We start from the raw sequence: 23,696 nt of genomic DNA, 5'->3' as shown, positions 1-23,696 counted from the left end.
CTGATGGCCAATTTGGTCCATCAGTTTTTTAGTAACAAATAGCCGTCTCATATATACACTGAGACGGCTTGTATTTCTAGTCGTTATTACTTGGAAAAGCAAAGGATGATGCAGATTCTGTAGTATCCTCAAACCACTTTTCGGAAATAGTTTTAGCTTTCGTAAAGAAGCGGACTTGGTCTGGTCCAAACATATGACCTTCCCCAAATTTTGAACGTTTCCAGCCCCCAAAATTATGGTAGCCGACAGGAATTGGGATAGGTACGTTTACGCCTACCATACCAACTTCAATTTCAGAAGTAAATTTACGAGCGGCTGCTCCATTATTTGTAAAGATAGTTACGCCGTTTCCTAATTCGTGATTGTTAATTAAATCAATAGCTTCCTCCAATGTTTGAACACGTACGACATTACGAGCAGGTCCGAATACTTCCTGCTCATAAATTTCCATACCTGGTTTTACGTGATCCAATAATGTTGGGCCTAAATAAAAACCATTAGATTTTTTCGAAATTTCTGGTTGACGACCATCGCACACGATAGTAGCACCTTCTTGTAGACTGCGTTCAATAAAGCCTATGATGGCATCTTTCGATTGTTGCGTAATAACAGGACCAAAATCAACTTCTGAATCAGTATAAGGTCCTACTTTTAAAGCTGCAATTTTATCAGCTAATATTTTTACAAGCTTATCAGCTGTAGTTTCGCCAACTGGAATAATTGTAGAAATTGCCATACATCGTTGTGATGCTGCACCATAAGCTGCACCTAAAAAGGCATTTGCAACTTGTTCTAAATCTGCATCAGGCATAACAACCATATTGTTTTTGCCACCACCTAATGCTGTGACACGTTTCCCATGTTTAGAGCCTGTTGCGTAAATATATTCAGCCACTGGTGTTGATCCGACAAATGAAATAGCCTCAATGGAAGGATTCGTTAAAAGCTCATTTACAGTATCCTTGTCACCATTTATGACTGTCCAAATCCCATCTGGTAAACCTGCTTCCTTCCAAAGCTCTGATAAAAAGAGAGCAGAGCAAGGAACACGCTCAGACGGTTTTAAAATAACGGCATTCCCTACAGCAACTGCCATACTTGTAATAGCAAGTGGAACCATCACGGGGAAATTAAAAGGGGAAATCGCTGCAACAACGCCAAGTGGTGCTTTTGCAGAATATGCATTAATATTCCCGCCTACATTAACTGAATACTCACCTTTTACTAAATGAGGGGCATTGATTGCCAAGTCAACGGATTCCAAGCCTCTTGTAATTTCACCTTTGGCATCTTCAATCGTTTTCCCGCTTTCTGTACAAATCAAGTCGATTAATTCATCCATGCGTGCTGTTAGTAATTGCCGAAATTTCAGCACAATTTCAGCACGTTTTCCAACTGAAAGTCTGCGCCAAGCTGGAAATGCATTTTTAGCACTAACGATTGCCGCTTGCACTTCTTCCTTTGTTGCAAGTGGGACACGTGCAATTACTGCTCCTGTACTAGGGTTGTATACATTAGAAAAGTTCCCACTTTTGCCAACTACAATTTCCCCATTAATAAAATGCCCTAGTTCTTTTACGCCTGTATTCGTTACCATCCTAATCATTCCTCCTTCAATTCTAGCAATGATGAACTATTCAATCTTTAGCAATACTACTAAAACCTATTACCAGTCATTAATGTTGCGCTTAATTGCAACAGATGGCGTTTACTCCATTATTACTTTATATGAATAGTTTTATTGTTTTAGAAGGACAATATATTGATTGAAAATTCAGACATAAATAACAGAAGGAGTACCATACTACAAGCTTTAATTAATGATGTGTTAACACATCTTCTATTAAAAAAGCTAAGTAGAGATTTGTTTTTGTAAATGGATTTGTTAGATCCATATCTAAAAGCACTTCTATTTTTTTAATTTTGTATAGGACGGTATTACGATGTATAAATTGTCGTTCGCTAATTTTACTCGTACTGCCATTTTCCTCGAGAAAAATGCGTAAAAATGCTACATAATCCGTGTTGTGTAGCTCATCGTAGCGATGTAATTGACCTAATATATCTTGGCTAAAGGATTGCATTAATGGTTGGTTTTGAACGGCCATAATAATTTGATAGGCGCCAATATCTTTATATTTATATAAAAATCGGTTGTTATGAAGCTGTGCTAATTGAATAACAGTTAATGATTCTTCATAGCTTTTACGTATATTTTCGTGCTCTTTTTGATAGTTTCCTTTACCGATAATCATATCGAGGGTGCCATTTTTTTGTTTAATTTTATCATAGATTTCTTCAACAATTTTCGAGAAGGGGATGTTCGGTGTATTGATTTGTGCTCTATCAATTAAAAAAATGAGGTGATTTTTATGCTTTAGTTTTAAAAACCGTTTATAGCGATGTTGAAATGCAAATTGGACCATGACCTCATATCGGTCAATGCTAGACTGGGTGCCTATCGTTGAGCAAGTGATGATCGCAAGCTCTCTACCTTGTGGGAATCCGAGTTGCGCTAGTTGTTCTTTTGTCGTGTCCATATGTTTTTTATAGTGAAAAAGTAAATTATAAAGGACCTTTTCTTCGATGGAATGCTCTTGATGATGGTTCGCAATAAATTGAAAAGTTGTTTTTAATAAATCAGCTATTCGACAATGCCAAGGCATTTGAAAGACAGGGAAATCATGCTCATTAGCAAAAGTGATGATCGAATGTGGAATAGCAGAAATATAAGGGCCTATGTTAATAATAAAACCTGCTACTTTTTTTGCGTAAGCTAACTTAACGAGTTGTTCTAAGGAATCTTCTTGCAGTGATAAGTTAATACCTGTAGTGACGACTAGTTCATTTGGTCGGCAAAACATAATTAAATCAATGCTCTCTACTACGTTAATACCGGTAACTCTGCGATGTGCTCCACTTTGTCCAGCTACTAATGTCAGCATAGGGAATTGAACTCCCTCCACAATTTTGCGAATCGTTCCCATAGTTTCCCCCCTTAATATGAACATAACTTACCATATATCATGTGCAGATGCACATATTTTTTTAGTTTTATATCCATATCTCGTAAATTTTATCTAATTTAGAATATTTATTAACTACTGTGAAAGAGAGGACTTGCATATGTATAAATGTAATAGTAGACGATTGCAAGATTCAATTGAACAATTTAGTCAGTTTGGGGCTACTATAAACGGTGGCGTAACGCGTTTGTCTCTTTCGAATGAGGATGTTTTAGCTAGGGATTATTTTTGTAAGTGCTGCGAGGAATTAGGTATGGAAATCAAGGTGGATGATATGGCCAATATCTATGCCCTTCTACCAGGAAAAAAAGAAGTTCCTCCAATTGTCATGGGATCACATTTAGATTCTGTTGAAAAGGGTGGCAAGTTTGATGGTGTTTTAGGTGTTTTAACAGCTTTAGAAGCGATTAGAACATTGAAGGACAACGATGTAGAGCTAGATGTGCCATTAATGATTGTTAATTTTACAAATGAAGAAGGTGCTCGCTTTGATCCAGCGATGATGAGCTCAGGCGTAATTGCTTCGAAATTTGAAAAGGACAAAATGCTACAGTCGGTCGATAAAAGTGGCATGTCCTTTCAAGAGGCATTAAAAGCTAGTGGTTATGAGGGTGACCCGCAGCATCGTTTAAAAGAAGCGCTATCTTATATCGAACTTCATATCGAACAAGGGCCAGTACTAGAAGCGAAGCAATTAGAAATTGGCGTTGTCCAAGGGGTACTTGGAATGGTATGTTATGAAATTACTATCACAGGTGAATCTAATCATGCTGGAACGACCCCGATGTCAATGCGCAAAGATCCGATGATTGTTGCAGCAAAAACAATGCTGTCTTTACATGAACAGCTTGGGGAAATTGATGAACAATTAGTGTTCACGTTTGGACGAATGAATGTTTTTCCTAATATTCATACCGTTATTCCAAATAAAGTGACGTTTACTATTGATTCGCGTCATCAAAAGCCTGAGGTAATGCAAAGGGTTGAAGAGATATTGAGTGCCTTACCTACAGAGGATATGGGTTGCCACATACAGCCAGCTAAACTGTGGGGTAGAGATACGGTAATGTTTGATACACAAATTTGTGATGAAATCGAAATGTCCTGCCAACGCTTTGGTTATAGCTCTCATCGAATGTTTAGTGGTGCAGGACATGATGCGCAATATATAGCTAGTATGATTCCTTCAGCAATGATTTTTGTACCGAGTATTAATGGCAAGAGTCATTGCGAGGAGGAGGAAACATCGTTTGAAGATTGCGCAAAGGGAGCAGATGTACTACTTGAAACGGTACTAACAATGCAAACGAAATTTAGTATAGGGGCATCGTATACGTTAAATTAGTTTTACTAGAATGAGACGGACTCTTACTTTTCAGTAAAGCTAGTAAGAGCTGTGCTAGCAGTGTAAGTTAAAATTTTTATGATGATTTTGCAAACTATCAGGCTACTAGAATAGATTCAACATAATTTACTTGAATTGACACGAAAGGTGAGGGATAGCATGAAAAAAATCATTCAAGGTGGACGAGTAGCAACTGCTTCAGATGTGTACGAGGCAGATATTCTCATAGAAAACGGAAAGATTGTACAAATTGGTAAAAATTTATCCGTAGAAGGCGCAGAAATCATTGATGCTACTGGCAAATATGTTATGCCGGGAGGGATTGATCCGCATACTCATTTAGATATGCCCTTTAACAATACAGTGACAGATGATGACTGGAAATCTGGTACGATTGCGGCGGCGTTTGGTGGTACAACAACCATTTTAGACTTTTGTTTAACGGCTGGTGAAAAGAAGCTTTCTACAGCTGTTGAGAAGTGGCATGATAAGGCAAAAGGGAAATCGGCGATTGATTATGGATTCCACTTAATGATTGGTGATTTAACGCCAGAGACAGAGGCGGAGTTACCCGTGTTGCTAGAGCAAGAAGGGATTACATCTGTAAAGGTCTTTATGGCCTATGCAAAGGAATTCCAAGCGACAGATCGCACGCTTTTTAAAGCTTTTAAAATTGCAAAAGATGTTGGCGCTACCGTTATGGTGCATTGTGAAAATGGCTCTGTAATCGACGAGCTTGTTGAAGAGGCGAGAAAAGCGGGACATAAAGAGCCTATTTACCATGCCCTTACTCGTCCAGCAGAATTAGAAGGTGAAGCGACAAAGCGTGCGATTGAACTAGCTCATTTAGCAGGTGCAACACTGTATGTTGTCCATGTTACTTGTAAAGAAGCGGTAGACGAAATTATCGCAGCGCGTGAAAAAGGCTACGACGTGTATGGGGAAACATGTCCACCTTATTTAACTTTAGATCAGTCTGCTTTAGCACAACCAGGCTTTGAAGGGGCGAAATACGTTTGGTCACCACCACTTCGTCCGAAATATCATCAGGAGCATCTGTGGAATGCCTTAAAAGCGAAGCAATTACAAACAATTGGTTCCGATCAATGCTCATTTAGTTTTAATGGTAAAAAACAATTAGGATTAAATGATTTTTCAAAAATTCCGAATGGTGGACCGTTTATTGAAGATCGCTTTAGCATCTTATATTCAGAAGGTGTCGCAAAGGGCAAATTATCAATTAATGAATTTGTCGATATGATTTCGACGAGTGCGGCAAAAATCTTCGGTCTATTCCCACAAAAAGGAACAATTGCAATTGGCTCAGATGCTGATATTGTTATTTTCGATCCGGATGTAAAACGCGAAATTTCAGCTAAAACACATCATATGAATGTCGATTACAATCCGTATGAAGGCTGGGAAGTTACTGGTGAACCAATTTCTGTCCTTGTACGTGGTGAATATGTTATTAAAGAAAAAGAATTTGTCGGTGTCTTAGGTAGTGGGCGCTTTATAAAACGAGAGTTGAAAGCATCTGCTGCAGAAACGATAAAAATATAACTTGCTTCAGCAGATTTTCTATTTTTATAAGTGTGAAAAGCATACAAACAAGCACTTACATTCAGTGGGGTTCACCCCCGGCTAAATCAAGTAAGACACAATTGAATAAAAGGCAATGCATGGCCGATTGTTTTGACTGGAGAACAAGACAATCGGCTATTAAACAATGGCGAGTCACATCAAGAACACATGAGGGGGATGTGGAAATGGTTCCGATTCAAGAACATGAAATGACGAAGCAACTTAAACGTAATTTTGTTGAATTAACCAGCAGAATGACAAAAAATGAAGCAATTGAAGAAGCAAATCGTTGTCTCTATTGTTATGACGCACCTTGTATTAAAGCTTGTCCAACGAGTATTCAAATACCAAATTTCATAAAAAAAATTGCATCAGGTAATATGAAGGGCTCTGCTACTACTATATTAGAAGCAAACCCAATTGGTGCAAGTTGTGCAAGAGTTTGTCCAACAGAAGAGCTCTGTGAAGGGGCATGTGTATTAAATGCCTCAACAAAGCCAATCAAAATCGGAGAACTACAGCGTTATGCTACTGATTGGGCAATGGAGACAGATACACAGCTATTTAAGAAAGGCGAAAGTAATGGACTAAAGGTCGCTATTATTGGAGCTGGTCCAGCGGGTCTTTCTGCGGCACGTGAGCTTAGTCGTTTTGGTTATAGTGTCACAATCTATGAGGCTGAATCGAAAGCAGGTGGGTTAGGAAGCTACGGCATCGTGTCATTCCGATTACCAAATGAGGTAGCCGATTGGGAAGTTGAACAAATTGTGAAGCTTGGTGTAAACATTCAAACAAATACTAGGGTTGGTATCGATATTTCAGCAGATGAAATTTTAGAACAATTTGACAGTGTTATTTTAGCAGTCGGTATGGGGGCAGTGCCGAATCTTGGCATCGAGGGAGAAAATCTTGTTGGTGTCCATGATGCAATTGAGTTTGTAAAGCAAACAAAAGTGGGAGCGCTTCCAACTGATATGGTAGGGAAACGCGTAGCTGTTATTGGTGCTGGTAATACAGCAATTGATGGGGCTACTTGTGCTGTGCGATTAGGTGCGGACAATGTGAAAATTCTTTATAGAAGAACGCAAAAAGAAATGACTGCCTACAAATTTGAATTTGAATTTGCCAAGCAAGATGGAGTGGAGTTCAACTGGTTAACTGCGCCGAAAAAAATTATCGGCAATGAAGCTGGGGAAGTTATTGGCATTGAATGCATGAAAATGAAGCTAGGTGCACCAGGAGCTGATGGTCGCCAAAGACCAGAAGAAATTGCTGGGTCCAACTTTATAATAAGCGTGGATGCAGTTATCAAAGCGATTGGTCAAACACGTTTCGTATCATTAATTGAATCTTTTGGCATACAGCATACAAATGGTGTTGTCGATATTGATGAAACGACGATGCAAACATCAAATAAAAAAGTGTTTGCATGTGGTGATGTTGTGTTTGGAAACGGACAAGGTGAGGCAATGGTTGTAACAGCAGTTCAGCAAGGTAAAGATGCAGCTTATAAGATTCATGAGCGTTTAAGAAAACCAAGCGAGATTGCATAAGGGGGGAAGTGACATGGCAGATTTACGAATTGATTTAGCGGGGATCAAATCACCAAATCCATTTTGGCTTGCATCAGCACCGCCAACGAACTCAGGCTATCAAGTGCAACGTGCATTTGAAGCGGGGTGGGGTGGTGCTGTATGGAAAACATTGGGTGAACCGATTTTAAATGTGTCTTCACGATTTGCAGCGGTCAGTTATAACGGACAACGAGTGGCAGGCTTCAATAATATTGAATTAATTACAGATAGACCGTTAGAAGTAAACTTAAAAGAAATTTATGAAACGAAAAAAAGGTTCCCTGACCATGCCATTATTGCTTCCCTTATGGTAGAACCGAAGCAGGAAAAGTGGCATGAAATTGTAAAACGAGTAGAAGATGTGGGGGTAGATGGTCTTGAGCTTAATTTTGGTTGTCCACATGGGATGGCAGAACGAGGAATGGGCTCCGCCTCTGGTCAAGTACCTGAATTGGTGGAAAAGCAAACGTATTGGGTGAAAGAAGCCGCACGTACACCAGTTATTGTGAAGTTAACGCCTAACATAACGGATATAACAGTAACTGCTGAAGCGGCGACAAGAGGTGGGGCAGATGCTATTAGTATGATTAATACAATTAATAGCTTGGCAGGTGTCGATTTAGATACTTGGAATACTGTGCCTCATGTTGCTGGTAAAGGAGCACATGGCGGCTATTGTGGTCCAGCTGTTAAGCCAATTGCACTGAATATGGTAGCAGAGTGTGCCCGTAATCCTCACATTAATGTTCCGATATCGGGTATAGGTGGTATTTCTAATTGGCAAGATGCCGCCGAGTTTATCTTAATGGGTGCAACAGGTGTGCAAGTATGTACAGCAGCAATGCATCATGGATTTAGTATTGTCGAAGATATGATTGATGGACTAAATAATTATTTAGATGACAAAGGAATTGCATCTGTGATGGACTTAGTCGGTCGCTCGGTGTCTCGCTATTCAGACTGGGGTAATTTAGATTTAAATTATAAAATTGTCGCGGAAATTAATAATGATGTATGTATTAACTGTAATAAATGCCATATTGCATGCGAAGATACATCTCATCAATGTATTGATTTGTATACAGAAAATGGAGTGCCGATGTTAAAGGTTCGTGAGGAAGATTGCGTCGGTTGTAATTTGTGCTCCATTGTGTGTCCAGTTGATGGGGCAATTACAATGGTTGAAAGAAAATCTGCTATTGCGCCAATGACTTGGAATGAACGTCAATTAATTATGAGTAGTCTATCTAAATAAAAGGTTCGACTGTTAATTAGTAACTGTTATTCCACCTCCCTTTAGTGATTGTTTTCATATCGTTTGAAGGGAGGAAACCTCAAGTAGATGTCACGGAAAATTTCATTCAGTAGGGCAGTCATACTTTGCCAGGTAATGATTCGCTACTTGAATGAAAAATCATGCTACCGGCTCATGTCACAAATGATGAGCGATATCGACTGTACGCATCATTCGGATTGCTTGATGCCGATGCATAATCTATTAAAAAGGAGCGAAATGTATGGAACATGACGGGAATTATTTGAAATCCCCTGATTTACTTCCAGTGACACATCAACAAAGAAATATTGGAACATTCGGTTTTGCAGTTATTTGGATAGGAATGGCTATAGTATTAGCGGCCTTTGCAATTGGCGGTGCTGCTATTATTAGTTTACCATTACCTATGGTAATTTTGGCTACGTTAATTGGTTCTTGTTTAATCGGTGTATTTATGACGTTAATTGGTGATATCGGGATAGAGCATGGCTTGTCTTTCCCTGTATATATGCGTGCGCCTTTCGGTACGTTTGGAACACATATACCGTCGTTAGTTCGAGGTGTGACAGCAGCCTGTTGGTTTGGTATAAACACATATTTCGGAGCAATGGCTATTAACGGTATTTTAAATTTACTATTTGATTTTAATAATTGGTTTCTATGCTTTCTTGTCTTTGCCGCCCTTCAGCTATTTAATACTTCATTAGGCATTAAATCAATTGAGCGGTTTGCAGATTTAGCGGCGCCGATTATAATATTGATTTCCTGTTGGATGTATATAACATTAGCAGATGCTGCCACAGCTCAAGGAAAAGATGTTTGGTCTTGGGTGGAAACGCCAGCTACAGGTGTAGCGGCTTTTACAGCATTTATGATTGTCATTATGGCGAATATGGGCTTCTGGGCTACATTAGCAGCCGACATGCCGTCCCTTTCTCGCTTCTTTAAAGCACCAAAAAATGAGCGCAATTGGTTTAAACGCAACAAAACGCAGTTAGTCGGCTCGTTAATTGTTATGCCTATTACAAATACGTTTATCGTTACAATCGGAGCGGTTTGTTATATGGCTGTCGCATCTGCTGATCCAATCAACGCATTACAGCAAAGCGCAAGTGGCATTATTTTAGGGATACTATTATTAATGATCGTTTTAGCACAATGGTCAACGAATACGTCTGCTAATGTAATACCGGCAGCTACCATATTCTCAAATATTGGCGGTCCAAAAGTTCCGTTCTGGGTAGGTGTTGTCATTGCAGGGGTTATAGGAATCCTTGCACAGCCATGGAGCTTATTTGATGTCTTAGTGAATGCGCTATTAATTATAGGCGGTATATTAACAGCAATTGTTGGTATTTTATTCGCAGATTATTATTTGATCCGTAAACGACGTGTGAACGTAAAAGATTTGTATGAGCTAAATGGTCAATTCAAATATATGAATGGCTTTAATTTAGCAGGTTTAATCGCTTGGATTATCGGTGGTGCAGTGGCAAATGTATTTTCCGCGTATTCATCGCTAGTTGGATTCGGTGTAGGAGCGCTCGTTTACTATGTGTTAGCGAAGTATTGGTGGTTCAAAAAGTATCCACAAGCTGAACTAGAAGATCCAAGTGATGCAAAGTATTTAGGTATAACTGCTGGTCACAACTTGGATGAACTTTTTGGTCAAGAATTAGTGTCTCAGCCGGCAGCCAATCCAGATGACGTTGAGACAGCAGATCAAGCTAATCCAATACTTGAAATAAAAGGTGCTGAATAGAAAGTAAAAGAGGGGTGTGGGTATGTCCGATTTCTTACAAAGTACGGAAGAAATAAAAAAGGTTGACCACTTTTTAGATAATGGCTTTAAAATCAAATATGTTTATGAAAACTTAAGTGGTATGTTTGTGGAGTTTGCGCGGCAGGATGAGGTTGTACATTTGCAAATTCTTACCGCGGATGCGCGCAAATATTTTGCGGCAAAACTTCAGGAACAAACATTGTTGCAATAATTCGATAAGACTTATAAATCGTAAAAATCCGCTGAGCTTTCAGCGGATTTTATTTGTTGTAATCGGACAAAAAATTGTTTGAGTGCCAGGCACTCCCGTGGGCTTACCGTAAGCTGCAACTCGCGCTAATGCGATCTTGTTGCGTCTTACATTTCGTGCATTCCCACCGAAGTCTACGTGTGAAGATAAAATTCAGAATTGTTTGAGTGCCAGGCACTCTAATTTAGACACTTAATTCATTGTGCTATGTTTCAGCCCGTATACAAAGTATATAATCAAGCCAAATATAAACCACAGTCCACAAGCAATCCATGTATGTACGGATAGCTGTGAAATTAAAAATAAACACATGAAGAATGACAAAATAGGTAACACAGGGAAGAAGGGTACTTTAAAGCCGCCTGAAGGAATGTTTTTATTTTTTCTTAAATAAATGACACCAATTGAGACGATTGTGAAAGCTACGAGTGTTCCCATATTGACAAGCTCCGTTAGCTTTGACAAAGGAACGAAGCCAGCACAGAAAGCAACAAGCACTGCGAATACCCAAGTGTTTTTCACTGGTGTTTTGAATTTTGGACTTAGCTCTGCCATGCTTTTTGGCAGTAAACCATCACGTCCTAGTGCATATAGTAGGCGTGTCCCTCCATAGGACATAACAAGAATAACTGTCATCATTCCTACAACCGCACCTAATGAAATGATACCAGCAATCCAATCTTGATGAACGAGTTGCATGACATAGCTTACAGGATCACTGACGTTTAGCTGTGTGTATGGGACCATGCCTGTTAGCACTAGGGAAACAACGACATAAAGAACAGTACATATTAATAGTGAACCAATTATCCCAATGGGCATATTTCGTTGAGGATTTTTTACTTCTTCAGCTGCTGATGAAACAGCATCAAATCCTAGGTAAGCGAAGAATACAAGCGCTGCGCCACCCAATACTCCGCTTACACCAAATGGTAGAAATGGCTGCCAGTTTGTTGGTTCGACGTAAAATATACCAACGCCAATAAATAGTAAAATCACTGCAACTTTCAAGAACACCATAATGGAATTTAATCTTGTTGATTCTTTTATGCCAAGTGTTAAGAAAAATGCAGTAGCGAAAATTATGACAATAGCGGGTAAGTTAATATACGTACCAGCAGAGGGATTGAATGAACCCGAGATTGCTGTTGGAATTGAAATTTGGAAGCCAGCAAGTAAAGCACTTAAGTAAGAAGACCATCCGGTTGCAACGGCTGCAACGGCTAAGCCATACTCTAAAAGCAGCGCCCAGCCAACTAACCAAGCAACAATTTCACCAAATACAATATACCCATAGGTGTAGGCACTCCCAGTGACAGGTACACTCGATGAAAACTCAGAATAGCACATGCCAGCTAAGGCGCAAACGATAGCAGCTATGATAAATGAAAAAACAATTCCAGGTCCTGCGTGAGTGGCAGCAACTGTGCCAGGCAAGATGAAAATTCCTGTTCCAACAATAGCGCCGACGCCAAGCAATATAAGGTCAAAAGCTCCTAGCGATTGTTTGAGCTGAAGTGTTCCATCTTTTTTTTAATAAATCAGTTATATTTTTTCTTCTAAATAATAAATTTCTCACATGTAAGCCTCTTTTTCATAGAAATATGTAAAAATATTATATTTTTTTGACTTTCTGGTCAATTGTTTTTGCTAATTTTTCGTTAAGTTGGTTGAATTTTAAGAAATATTAAAATTAAATGAAAAATAATGTAATTATTAAGGTAGAATAATAATTAAGAATATTCTGAAATAATAATTCATATACTTAATACAATTTTTATTAGTTTGTTTTAAATTTTAAAATTGTAATGTAGGACGTTTCTTTATTTTAAAAATGAATAATAAATCTCAAATGGAGTTTGTCCACTTACACCTTGATATAAGTGGATTTTAAGTCCCTTCAAATGTTTCGTGTTAAAGCATATTACAACAAAGTTATGAGATAATACGCTTGCTGTTTTAATTCTACTATTAGAAAAAAATATGTTTTTCCTAAAAATACATTTGTATTTATCGGAAGAATTTATTATTATTTATAAAGTAAATTATCGAAGCGTTATTAGTCAAAAGGGGCGTATACAAGTGGCAAAAAAAGAATTAAATAGAGGCTTGGAGGCACGACATATTCAAATGATTGCTCTTGGTGGTACGATAGGTGTAGGTCTATTTATGGGTTCTGCCAGTGCTATTCAGTGGACTGGGCCATCCGTTCTCCTTGCATATGCTATATCAGGCATTTTTATATTTTTTATCATGCGTGCAATGGGTGAGATGCTATATGTTGAGCCAAGTACGGGATCATTTGCAACATTCGGTTATAAATATATTCATCCATTAGCAGGTTATTTAACGGCATGGAGTAACTGGTTCCAGTGGGTTATCGTTGGGATGTCCGAAATTATAGCTGTCGGAACGTACATGCAGTATTGGTTCCCTGATTTGCCCGCTTGGATTCCTGGATTGATTGCTATGGTGATACTTGGTGTTGCCAATTTTATTTCAGTTAAATCATTTGGTGAATTTGAGTTTTGGTTTGCGATGATAAAAATTGTCACGATTGTGCTAATGATTGTGGCGGGCTTTGGCCTTATCTTCTTTGGTATTGGCAATGGAGGCATTGCAATTGGTCTATCAAATCTTTGGGCCCATGGAGGCTTCTTTACTGGCGGATGGACAGGTTTCTTCTTTGCATTATCTTTAGTGGTTGCTGCTTACCAAGGAGTAGAGCTTATTGGGATTACAGCGGGAGAAGCAAAAAATCCCCAAACAACAATTACCAATGCGATACAAAGTATTATTTGGCGCATATTAATTTTCTATATCGGTGCAATTTTCATTATTGTAACGGTTTATCCTTGGGATGAGTTAGGGACTATCGGCAGTCCGTTTGTTGCCACTTTCGCAAAAGTGGGTATAACTGCAGCGGCAGGTATCATTAACTTTGTCGTGATTACAGCAGCTATGAGTGGCTGTAATAGTGGGATTTATAGTGCTGGGCGCATGCTTTACACTCTTGCTATGAATGGTCAGGCACCTAAGTTTTTTGCAAAGCTTTCAAATAATGGTGTACCAATCCTAGGTACAGTTGGTGTACTAGTTGGTTTAGTTGTTGGCGTTGTTTTAAGTTACATTGCTCCACAAAACCTATTTGTCTATGTTTATAGTGCTAGTGTACTGCCAGGAATGATTCCGTGGTTTGTCATTTTGATTAGTCAGATTCGCTTTAGAAAAGTTAAAGGGTCACAATTGGAAAATCACCCATTTAAAACGCCTTTTGCTCCTTTAACAAACTATGCTACAATTGCGTTTTTAATAATGGTACTCATCGGTATGTGGTTTAATGAGGATACACGAGTTTCATTAATTGTAGGGATTATTTTCCTTATTCTTATTACACTGAGTTATTATGTGTTCGGTATTGGGAAAAGTCGATCTGAAAATAAACATACAAAATAATAGAAAAGGATATATTTCTAGCTTGAGATATATCCTTTTTTGTCGTTTTTAAAGAAACAATTAATACATATTTATTCAGAAAAAGGACAAACTACATGAATAATATGGTGATGGTGTATGCGTGGTACATATAAGCGTTAAATGGAGTGTGCCAATTTCAATAAGCGTTATAAGGGGGGAGAAATGACATGGAAGAAAAAGAACAGCAAGTAATTGAAAAGATAAAGAAGAAGATACAAGAAATTGATGATGTAGTTATAAAAAAAATGGCTACAGATGCAGGTATTGTTACGATTTTTTATTTCTCTTCTCTTATCGAGAAAATGACATTACAATCGATGGTTTTCATTCCATTAGCGAATCATGTTAATCAAATATTTCAAGTATCGGAATCAGTTGACATAGAAGATATAGATGTAATTATGCAAAAATTAAATGCTGGTCAAACTTTAATATTTTTCCACAAACCTTCCCTATTGCAGGTGATTGACACATATAGTGCCCCTACACGTTCGATAACGAATACGGAAACGGAGTCAACAGTTATAGGGCCTCAAGATGCTTTTACAGAATCATTAGAGACCAATATTTCATTAGTAAAAAGACGGATCCAAAATCCCATGTTAAAAAATGAAACGCGCACTGTAGGAACCGAAACGAATATTAAAATTTCAATTTTGTACATGGACAATATCGTAAATAAAGAAAATTTAGACAGGCTACGAGAGCGAATTGATCAATTACAATATCCTTACTTTACAGATATATCAGAGCTCAAGCAGCTGATTGAAGATAATCCGTTATCTCCTTTCCCACAGCATTATATGAGCGTACGACCAGACAGTGTTAGTCAGTATCTTATTGATGGAAGAATCGTAATTTTTATGGATAATAGCCAAGCAGCTATTGTTTGTCCAACATCATTTTTCGAACTGTTTGTTTCTGTCGAAGATTATTATAACCGTTGGACAACGGCATCATTGCTACGGATGCTTCGTTTTTTCGGTTTTTTTATGACCATTATGATTACACCGATGTATATATCTGCTTTGACATTCCATCCTGAGATTTTACCATACGAGCTATTGTTAAACTTGCAGGAATCTAGAAGTAAAGTACCATTTCCACCACTAATAGAAGTATTGTTTATAGAGCTAATTATTGAAGTGCTCCGCGAAGCTGGGTCACGAATGCCTGCTAAAGTCGGGCAAACGATTGGTATCGTAGGAGGTATCGTTATTGGTACTGCGGCGGTTGAAGCTGGATTGCTTAGTAATATTTTAATTGTATTAGTTGCAACATCTGCCTTACTGTCATTCCTCCCACCAATCTTTTTATTGAGTAATACAAGTAGATTTATTCGTTATATTTTTATTTTATCAGCAGGGCTTTTTGGATTATACGGGTTAATGCTCGCGTTTGCATGGCTATTTGCTCATTTATTACGACTGAATTCTTTAGGTACACCATATATGACTCCAGTTGTTCCACGTAAGGCGAGAGATTTATTCGATGGTATTATTCGCTTTCCGATAAAATATTTATACGAAAAGAAAGGTATTTCTAGAGCGCAAAAAAAATAAAAGCTGTTACAGAATTTGAGGTGGTTTAAGTTGAGTACAGGTAAGAGCAAGAAGCTATTAAATCCATATCATGTAGTTTTTTTGGCACAAAGCGTAATGATCGGTACTGGCATTCTCTCACTACCTCAGCAACTTAGTTCTTTAGGATATAGCCAGGCATTTATGCCACTGCTTTTTGGTGTTATTGCGAGTGTTACACTTTACCCAATGGTTTGGATTAATTCAAAATATCCAAATGAAAACCTATTCCGAATAAATGAAATTCTACTAGGTAAATGGTTAGGGAAATTTATCAACCTTTTTTTCATTATTCAATTTATTATTTTTATTGCAGGGATTATTAGTAATTACATGCATCTCATTCAAAGTACTGCGCTTCAAGAGCAAACAATTACTGGACCTGTTTTTTGTTTTTTATTATTGCTTATTTACATTGTCAGTGGAGGCATTAGATCTATTGCTAGATTTTGTATAATGACCTTTTTTCTAACGATTGGAATGGTATATTTTACACATTGGGCATTTGAAAAAGGCGATTTCAGTCATTTTCTACCTTTATATAATTTTTTTAGTGTGAACGACTTTTATGAAGCGGTAAAAAGAGGTTATTTATCGATTTTAGGCTATGAGTTAATCATGTTTTATTTTCCTTACATTGTCGATCAAAAAAAAGCATATCGGCATACATTAATAGGCATTTGGATAAGTATCCTACTTTGTTTTATCACAACAGCGATTAGTGTGATGTACTATTCCGAATGGCAGCTGGAAAATATTGAATTCTCAGTATTAAATTTATTTAAAGCTGGAGAGTTTTCTTTTATTGAAAGGATTGATATTTTCGGCATTACATTATGGGTATTTTTAATATTATCTACGGTAGCTGCTTATTTATGGTGTGCGAAAAAAGGTGTAGATTCTTTACTATCTAAAAAAAGTAATGCTTATTTATATATTTTAGCAATAATTATTTTCTTTGTTGTGAAAATGCCGTTTTCAAGAGATTTTCAAGAAAAATTATTTTATGGTGCAAACTATGTTGCCTATATGTTAATTTTATGGCCCATTTTATTAATGATGGTTTATGCACTTCGAAAAAAGAAGCAGGTGCAATTATGAGCAGAAAACTTCTTCGTCTGATGCTTTTTTTACAGCTTTTATTTTTGGCTGCTTGCGCAGAAAGAGAACAAAAAGTACCACTGGAAGATGTCGGTATGGTTGGTATTATCGCCTTTGATTATATAGATAAGGACAGCATGAAATTAACCGTCGCAATTCCTCAATATTCACCTGAAGCGCAACGTAGTACACAGACTTTTACGGTCGTCACGGACCTCGTATCTAATGGAATTGTCGAAATAGAAAAGCTTTCAGACAAAAAAATTGTTTTTAATCAATTACGTGTTGTGTTGTTTAATGAGGAGTTTGCGCGTCAGGGTAATGTGCGAAAAGTGATTCAACATTTATACCGAAATGCGGAAGTTGGTAATAAAGTACTTATTGCGATTGTGAAGGAAAAGGGAGAAGATATGCTGAAATATAATTATCCGGATAAACCGAATATTAACTTTTATTTAAACGATTTATTGGAACCAAGCATTAATACAGCATTTAATCCTAATACAAACATTCACGATTTTATGTATACGATTACCAATCCTGTGTTTGATCCTATTATTCCGTTTGTAGATAAAAATAGCGATAAAATTGAAATAAAAGGAATTGCCGTGTTTAGAGGTAACCAAATGTTTGAATTAATAAATCCAAAAGAGGCACTTATTATTCAAGCAATACAGGGAAGAAAAAACCTTGCCCCATTGGATATTACGATGGAACAGGGACATGGCAAAGAAAAACTATTAATTGACTTAGTTGAAAATGATGTGCACATAAAGAGCAATAAAAGTATGACTTCACCAAAGCTCACTATATCAATAGAGATAAAAGGAACATTAAGTGAGTACAAAGGCGAAAGAGAAAACGATTTATTTACAACGGAAAGTTTAGCGGAATTAGAAAAAGATGTAAATAAAGAGTTGGAGCAAGATATTAAAAAATTTTTAGAAAAACTTAATGAATGGCAAGTAGATCCAAGTGGTATAAGTGAATATTTCCGTATGTACTATTACGGAAAATGGACAACTGAAAAGAAGAGGGAAATCGTTAGTAAAGTAGCAATCGATGTTCATGTGAAAACATCAATCATTAGTACGGGAACATTAAAATAAGCATCTTTCTATAAAGCAAAATGGCGATCGTTTTAAAGAACTGCTAACCAATACAAATGCATGCTAAAAATAGCTAAGTAAAGGATGAGAATTCCCGATAAACAGATCGTGTAAAGTTTTTGAAAACGAGTACCGCTCAGTCTATAAACTAAATAGGAAAGATAGGAAATGGATAATGACAGCATCATTTTCACTGCTAAAAACAACGCAGGACTTGAAACCCATAAAAAGTTCATAATCGGGTTTAACTCTTCAATTTTATTGTAAAGTAACCCAAAGTGTGTCGCAAAACCATCAAATATATTCAATAACGAGATGAGCAAGCTAAGTAAAATAATATATGGAATATAAATAATTATTCCTCCTATACAATAATGAACTTGAAAACCAAGGGACATGTTATATAGGATAGCCATTTTCTGTGCAGTTTAAAAAATGAGGATATGTGAAATAACCATATAGAAGGAAAGGCAATTTATCATTATTAAAATTGTGATAAATTGCCTTTTTGCATGTTAGTGGTATATGATCCTTATGATTTTCGCATGATAAAGCTCAAATGTCTGCCACACTGTTTATCTTGACGGTAGGAGAAACCTTCGTCACTAAGAAACGTGCACGTATTATCAATTGTAATTTGATGTGAAGGAATGCCTGCAAGCTCACATTGCTTTTTCACAGTTTGTTGGTTATCAATGTGATACTTATTTGTTTGTGCATTGTAATACATAAAATCATCTGCATAGCCTAGACGATTAAATTGTTCGTAGACATCGGCATCTACCTCAAATTTCTGTTGGCTAAGAGCCATGCCGATTTGCACGTAGAAATCTTGAGGGCTACATTGCTCTGTCTCTATTAAATGCTGGAAGAGTTTGACTGTCACTTCCTTGACTGTCCCTTGCCAGCCAGAATGAATAACACCGATAACACCATGACGATTATTATAAAAAATGACAGGTACACAATCAGCCGTAAAACTACATAGCATTAAATCTTTTTCAAAAGTGTAAAGCGCATCGGTGTTCGCAATGGCTGTATCTTGTTGTAGTGCCCCTAACCCTTTATCGGCGAACGTCGCTCGATGAAAATTAGCACTATGTGTTTGTTGCGTACAAATAAAATCATTTACATCACAGTGTAAGGTTGCCGCTAAATTTTTTCGATTGATTACTACATCATCTGGGCTGGTGCAAATGTGTAGTGCCATATTGTTTTGCTCGAGTTCCGTACTATCTTTTAAGGTAGTTCCTGCTATGAACTGCTCATTGTTGTAATAAATTTTAGTTTTCATATCATCACCCCGTTTAACTATATCGAATTGAATTGCCAATGTATAGCTTATGCAACGTGCATCTTAACTTACAGGCTAATTGACTGGAGCGCTATATTTTACTTGTATAAAATTGTACCTCTTCCAACTGACATAATAGATTCATTACTAGTCATACAGTAACAAAGAAGAGGTTGCATTCTATCAAGCAAATTAAAAAGGAGCGTGTTTATGAGTCAATATTATTTTCTATTTATTTGCCAATTAGGCATGGGATTATTTTGGATTTTGACATACATACTTATTATTAAACGAAGTTTCAAAGATGAGAAATATGGTATGCCAATGGTTGCAATATGTGCCAATATTTCATGGGAATTTATCTTTACATTTATTTATCCGCAAAATGATTTACAAAGTGTTATTTCGTTTATATGGTTTGTACTCGACCTTGTCATTATGTGGCAATATTTAATATATGGGCGCAATGAATATAAAAAAACGATTTCATCTAAACTTTTTTACACATCATTCCTCTTTACACTTACCGTAAGCTTTTTAATCATTATTTCACTCTCACAAGAACTACATGATATGGAAGGGAAATATGCAGCATTTGTACAAAATTTAATGATGTCTGGACTATTTATCGGTTTATTACTTGGTAGGGGAAGTTTAGCCGGACAATCTATGTCCATTGCGGTTTGTAAAATGATTGGGACGTTATTTGCTGCCGTTGGTTTCTTTATTTATTTTAGAACCCCATTCATTACCATTACCTCTATGGCAACCTTAATGTACGATTTACTGTATATTGCTTTAGTTTATCGATTATCGAGAAAATGAATTTAAACATAAAAATGGTACATCGGAAACATTTCGATATACCATTTTTTGTGGATATTTTTACATAGATAAATGGATAGAGGTAAGTATTTCCTGTTAAAAAAAGTATAATTATTTTACAAAAAGCAAAAAAATACGAAAGAAAAAATTTTTTTATGTAACGTAAGTAGATGATCCACGTCTACTCCCATTGAATCACAATAAAAAAGGAGTTTTTAACATGAAAAAAACAATAATGATATTATTAACGGCTATGCTTGCCATGGTAATTTCGGCTTGCTCAGGAGATAAAGAGGCAACAATTGAAGTAAAACAGTCTGCAAAGGAAATGGCAGACCAAATGTTAGAAAAGGTGGAGCAACCTGTTTTAATAGAATTATCTGCAGAAGAATTAAAGGATTTATACAATATTGATGCAGCAAAGCTTGCGGATTATTCAGTACGAATCCCAATGATGAATGTTAAATCAAATGAAATTGCTATATTCAAAGTAAAGGACGCTAAGGATATCCCAGACATCGAAGCGGCAGTAAAACAACGAGCAGAAAATGTTCAAAAACCATTTGAACAATATTTACCAGATCAATACGAAAATGCTAAAAACTACAAACTAATTACAAAGGGAAATTATGTGCTACTAGTGATTTCTGATAGTGCCGACGAGTTGATAAAAGTTTACAATAGCTTCTTTGAAACAAAATAGCACATGGTATTTAGTAGCCTGCTCTTTCTATTCGTATTTTTGCCAATAGTGCTAACGCTTTATTATTGCTCGCCACGAAAAATTAGAAATTTAATTTTATTTTTAATGAGTTTAATTTTTTATGCATGGGGCGAACCAGTTTATATCGTTATTATGCTAGTGTCTACGCTGACAGATTATACTTTCGGTTTGTTATTAGATAAGCCAAATATGTCATCAGTAAAAAGAAAGGGCATTGTTGTATGCTCTATTATCGTCAATTTAATGCTGTTATCTTATTTTAAATACGCAGATTTTCTTATTCACAATGTGAATGCGTTACTTGGCACGGATATTCCGTTAACAGAACTTCCTTTGCCAATCGGCATATCCTTTTATACGTTCCAATCAATGTCTTATATTATAGACGTCTACAGGGGAACAGCTAAAGCACAGCGGAACTGGATTGATTTCGGTACGTTTGTCGCACTGTTCCCACAATTAGTGGCTGGCCCAATCGTGACATATAATACGATTGCCCAACAACTCCAGCATCGTGCAGAAAGTTTAAGTATGTTTGCTGAAGGTGTGCAGCGCTTTGTTATTGGCTTAGCTAAAAAGGTGCTACTTGCAAATAATATAGGCTTACTTTGGGATACGATTTCTAGCTCGAATGTTGAAACGATGCCTATGTTGACAGCTTGGTTAGGAATTATTGCTTTTGCCTTCCAAATTTATTTTGATTTTAGCGGTTATTCTGATATGGCAATTGGACTTGGCTTGATGTTTGGTTTTCGATTTAATGAAAATTTTAACAAGCCTTATATTGCCCAAAGCATTACTGACTTTTGGAGAAGGTGGCATATTTCACTGAGCAGCTGGTTCCGAGATTATGTATACATCCCACTTGGTGGCAATCGTAGAGGGTTAGCCAAACAAATGCGTAACATTTTAATCGTTTGGCTACTTACAGGCTTTTGGCATGGAGCGAGTTGGAATTTTATATGGTGGGGGCTGTATTTCGGCGTTATCCTTATTGTTGAAAAATGGTGGGGGCTATCGTTACTTTCTCGTCTACCTCGTTGGACAAGACATTTATACGCAATCTTCCTTATTTTAATTGGTTGGGTGTTGTTCGCCTTCGATCAACCGTCTTTAATAGGAAAATATTTGGCTGCCATGTTCGGATTTAATGGTCAATCACTTTGGAATAATGACACTGGGTACTATTTTTATACGAATATAGTGCTAATACTAGTGTTAATCATTGCCTCAATACCGATGAAATTATGGAAGAAAACGAGTGAGTTATCATATTTCCATATTGCTTGGTATGGCTTATTATATTTTCTTTCTGTAGCTTATTTAGTCGACGCTACGTTTAATCCATTTTTATATTTTCGTTTTTAAGGAGGTAGCCAAATTTGAAGCAAAATGCAGAGCGATTATTAGTTTTTGGTTTTGTCGGTACGATGCTGTTCTTTGCTCTACTATTTTTCATTTTGCCTCATCACCGCTTCTCTGAACTGGAAAATAGGTATTTACAAGCAGCACCACATTTATCATGGGATGATGTAGTATCGAAAAAGTATGCCGAGGAAGCGGAGCGTTTTGTTACAGACCATTTCCCATTTCGGGACAAATGGTTGTGGTTGAAATCAGCCACGGAAAAAGGCCGCTTGCAACAAGAAAATAATGACATCTATCAAGGGAAAGACGGCTATTTATTCGACAAGTTTACAAAACCGGATAATACGAAAGTGCAACAAGATATAAATGTAGTAAAGCAATTTACCTATAAGCATCCAAAAGTGAACATGACATTTTTGCTTGCACCGACATCAATTGGTCTTTATCCAGAGCGCTTACCGTTGTTAGCACCAGCGTATCCTCAAAAAAAAGTCAATCAATTGATAGAAGAGCAGCTGCACAATGACTTAACGTTTATCAATGGTTTTGTTTTTTTAGAGCCACATGCATCTGAAACAATTTACTACCGTACTGACCATCATTGGACGACATATGGAGCGTATTTAGCATATGTTGCGTATGCAAAGCAAATGGGGTGGGAGCCTCTTTCACAGAGCGATTTTTTAATTAAAAACGTTAGTAATTCATTTCTTGGAAGCTATCATACTCGAAGTCAATTTACGAATGTAACGCCTGATCAAATTCAAGCTTATATTCCACGTAAGCAAGCAAAAACAGAGATGTATATCGCAGATTCTAATCAAACCTTCACTACAATGTATGATACAAGCTTTCTAAAGAAAAAGGATCAATATTCTTATTTCTTAGGTGGAGTACATGCGCTTCTGAAGCTTACGACAAAACTTGACCCACAGCAGATAGAACAACAGAAGCTTTTAGTCATCAAAGACTCTTATGCTCATAACGTCATTCCATTTTTGACAAATCATATCCCTGAAATACATGTCATCGACCTGCGCTACTATAACGGTAATATAACGCAGTATATGACTGAAAATAGTATTGAAGATGTGCTATTTTTATTCAATACAACAACCTTCATAGAAGATACGACAATTTCAAAGATAAATAAATAAAAGTGCCAGTCACTTAAACAATTCTGAATTTTCATGGGTATAGCCAGTAGGGTTTACCGAGATGACTTCAAAGTGCCAGGCACTCAAACAATTTTGAATAACACGAAGACTCCTGTGGGAACGCACGAAATGTAAGACGCAACAAACCGCGCGTACGCGAGGGTTGCGACTTACAACGTGCCCGCGGAAAGCGAAGTGGATTTTTACGCTTTAAGAAGCTGAT

18 protein-coding genes and 1 pseudogene are annotated in these 23,696 nt (G+C 37.0%); 14 read left to right on the top strand and 5 right to left on the bottom strand.

Annotated elements, in window-relative coordinates:
* Positions 1-76: 76 nt before the first annotated feature.
* Both ACIQXJ_RS10805 and ACIQXJ_RS10800 read right to left on the bottom strand, forming a co-directional pair.
* On the bottom strand, positions 77-1,597 hold the full coding sequence (locus tag ACIQXJ_RS10805; RefSeq protein ID WP_403053220.1) for a CoA-acylating methylmalonate-semialdehyde dehydrogenase: 1,521 nt from the start codon (positions 1,595-1,597) through the stop codon (positions 77-79).
* Positions 1,598-1,817: 220 nt separating this feature from the next.
* Positions 1,818-2,987, bottom strand: a complete 1,170-nt coding sequence (locus tag ACIQXJ_RS10800; protein WP_403053217.1) for a PucR family transcriptional regulator — start codon at positions 2,985-2,987, stop codon at positions 1,818-1,820.
* 139 nt (positions 2,988-3,126) lie between these two features.
* Between ACIQXJ_RS10800 and ACIQXJ_RS10795 the strand changes: the two genes are divergently transcribed.
* The 6 genes from ACIQXJ_RS10795 (at position 3,127) to ACIQXJ_RS10770 (ending at position 10,799) form a co-directional block, all read left to right on the top strand.
* The gene (locus ACIQXJ_RS10795; protein WP_403053214.1) at positions 3,127-4,371 is read left to right on the top strand and encodes a Zn-dependent hydrolase; all 1,245 of its coding nucleotides are present in this window, start codon (positions 3,127-3,129) and stop codon (positions 4,369-4,371) included.
* Between the two features lie 159 nt (positions 4,372-4,530).
* Complete coding sequence (gene hydA / locus ACIQXJ_RS10790) at positions 4,531-5,934, top strand: dihydropyrimidinase (RefSeq protein ID WP_403053211.1); 1,404 nt, start codon at positions 4,531-4,533, stop codon at positions 5,932-5,934.
* A 206-nt stretch (positions 5,935-6,140) separates the two neighbouring features.
* Positions 6,141-7,508 (top strand): NAD(P)-dependent oxidoreductase, encoded by a 1,368-nt coding sequence (locus tag ACIQXJ_RS10785; RefSeq protein ID WP_403053208.1) that lies wholly within the window; start codon positions 6,141-6,143, stop codon positions 7,506-7,508.
* A gap of 13 nt (positions 7,509-7,521) precedes the next feature.
* Positions 7,522-8,784, top strand: coding sequence for an NAD-dependent dihydropyrimidine dehydrogenase subunit PreA (gene preA, locus ACIQXJ_RS10780; protein ID WP_340825157.1), 1,263 nt, complete (start codon positions 7,522-7,524; stop codon positions 8,782-8,784).
* A gap of 262 nt (positions 8,785-9,046) precedes the next feature.
* Complete coding sequence (locus ACIQXJ_RS10775) at positions 9,047-10,567, top strand: NCS1 family transporter (RefSeq protein ID WP_403053205.1); 1,521 nt, start codon at positions 9,047-9,049, stop codon at positions 10,565-10,567.
* 22 nt (positions 10,568-10,589) lie between these two features.
* Entirely contained in the window at positions 10,590-10,799 is a 210-nt protein-coding gene (locus ACIQXJ_RS10770; protein ID WP_401008216.1) for a hypothetical protein, read from the top strand.
* A 231-nt stretch (positions 10,800-11,030) separates the two neighbouring features.
* Here the strand turns inward: ACIQXJ_RS10770 and bcaP are convergent.
* Positions 11,031-12,417, bottom strand: a pseudogene (gene bcaP, locus ACIQXJ_RS10765) (branched-chain amino acid transporter BcaP).
* A gap of 503 nt (positions 12,418-12,920) precedes the next feature.
* On the opposite strand from bcaP, the gene ACIQXJ_RS10760 reads away from it, so the two are divergent.
* The 4 genes from ACIQXJ_RS10760 (at position 12,921) to ACIQXJ_RS10745 (ending at position 18,105) form a co-directional block, all read left to right on the top strand.
* Positions 12,921-14,294, top strand: a complete 1,374-nt coding sequence (locus ACIQXJ_RS10760) for an amino acid permease (protein WP_403053202.1) — start codon at positions 12,921-12,923, stop codon at positions 14,292-14,294.
* A 188-nt stretch (positions 14,295-14,482) separates the two neighbouring features.
* A complete protein-coding gene (locus ACIQXJ_RS10755; protein ID WP_403053199.1) occupies positions 14,483-15,877 on the top strand; it encodes a spore germination protein in 1,395 nt (464 codons plus the stop codon).
* A gap of 30 nt (positions 15,878-15,907) precedes the next feature.
* A complete protein-coding gene (locus ACIQXJ_RS10750; RefSeq protein ID WP_403053196.1) occupies positions 15,908-16,996 on the top strand; it encodes a GerAB/ArcD/ProY family transporter in 1,089 nt (362 codons plus the stop codon).
* Positions 16,993-18,105, top strand: coding sequence for a Ger(x)C family spore germination protein (locus ACIQXJ_RS10745; protein WP_403053194.1), 1,113 nt, complete (start codon positions 16,993-16,995; stop codon positions 18,103-18,105). Before ACIQXJ_RS10750 ends, ACIQXJ_RS10745 begins: the two co-directional genes overlap by 4 nt.
* A gap of 32 nt (positions 18,106-18,137) precedes the next feature.
* Here ACIQXJ_RS10745 and ACIQXJ_RS10740 read toward each other — a convergent pair whose 3' ends face one another.
* Together ACIQXJ_RS10740 and pgeF are read right to left on the bottom strand one after the other, a co-directional pair.
* Positions 18,138-18,503 (bottom strand): DUF5658 family protein, encoded by a 366-nt coding sequence (locus tag ACIQXJ_RS10740; protein ID WP_403054888.1) that lies wholly within the window; start codon positions 18,501-18,503, stop codon positions 18,138-18,140.
* A gap of 134 nt (positions 18,504-18,637) precedes the next feature.
* Positions 18,638-19,399, bottom strand: coding sequence for a peptidoglycan editing factor PgeF (gene pgeF / locus ACIQXJ_RS10735; protein ID WP_403053191.1), 762 nt, complete (start codon positions 19,397-19,399; stop codon positions 18,638-18,640).
* A gap of 210 nt (positions 19,400-19,609) precedes the next feature.
* Here pgeF and ACIQXJ_RS10730 point away from each other — a divergent pair, with 210 nt between their 5' ends.
* The 4 genes from ACIQXJ_RS10730 to ACIQXJ_RS10715 all read left to right on the top strand — a co-directional run bounded on the left by ACIQXJ_RS10730 (position 19,610) and on the right by ACIQXJ_RS10715 (position 23,473).
* Complete coding sequence (locus tag ACIQXJ_RS10730; RefSeq protein WP_403053188.1) at positions 19,610-20,224, top strand: transmembrane-type terpene cyclase; 615 nt, start codon at positions 19,610-19,612, stop codon at positions 20,222-20,224.
* Positions 20,225-20,444: 220 nt separating this feature from the next.
* Positions 20,445-20,927: a DUF4358 domain-containing protein gene (locus ACIQXJ_RS10725; protein WP_403053185.1), complete on the top strand. Its 483-nt coding sequence runs from the start codon at positions 20,445-20,447 to the stop codon at positions 20,925-20,927.
* A gap of 3 nt (positions 20,928-20,930) precedes the next feature.
* The gene (locus tag ACIQXJ_RS10720) at positions 20,931-22,316 is read left to right on the top strand and encodes an MBOAT family O-acyltransferase (protein ID WP_403053182.1); all 1,386 of its coding nucleotides are present in this window, start codon (positions 20,931-20,933) and stop codon (positions 22,314-22,316) included.
* Between the two features lie 14 nt (positions 22,317-22,330).
* Positions 22,331-23,473: a DHHW family protein gene (locus tag ACIQXJ_RS10715; protein ID WP_403053179.1), complete on the top strand. Its 1,143-nt coding sequence runs from the start codon at positions 22,331-22,333 to the stop codon at positions 23,471-23,473.
* Positions 23,474-23,696: the final 223 nt, after the last annotated feature.

It is taken from the genome of Lysinibacillus sp. NPDC097868 (genome assembly GCF_044761135.1).
Classification (GTDB): domain Bacteria; phylum Bacillota; class Bacilli; order Bacillales_A; family Planococcaceae; genus Lysinibacillus.
The sequence above is the reverse complement of the archived record's forward strand: the minus strand, read 5'-3'. Positions and strand labels throughout refer to the sequence as shown.